Annotated in this window: 1 pseudogene; it reads right to left on the bottom strand. The window is 34.3% G+C overall.

What is annotated here, in order from left to right:
* Nucleotides 1–70 precede the first annotated feature (70 nt).
* Nucleotides 71–251: pseudogene (locus F1003_RS19050) on the bottom strand (type I methionyl aminopeptidase); the annotation flags it as partial.

Genomic DNA, 251 nt, shown 5'->3' with positions numbered 1-251 from the left:
AATATTCTGAATAAAAAATCACAAAGTAAATAAAATAAAGCCAGCAGAAGTCATTTCTGCTGGCTTTATTTTATAGTGTTGTAATAATAGGCTTATCTTTCGTAATGATTACGGTATGCTCATATTGTGCTACAAAGCTTTTGTTTTTCGTTTTGAATGTCCAGCCATCAGACTCTTCATACACCTCTTCAGCACTAGTCGAAATAAATGGCTCAAAGGCAATAACCATTCCTTCTTTCAGCAGGTCATTG

It is taken from the genome of Winogradskyella ouciana, from assembly GCF_009709615.1.
GTDB classification, from domain to species: Bacteria; Bacteroidota; Bacteroidia; order Flavobacteriales; family Flavobacteriaceae; genus Winogradskyella; species Winogradskyella ouciana.
Note: the sequence above shows the minus strand (reverse complement) of the source record. Positions and strands in the feature narration are given on the sequence as shown.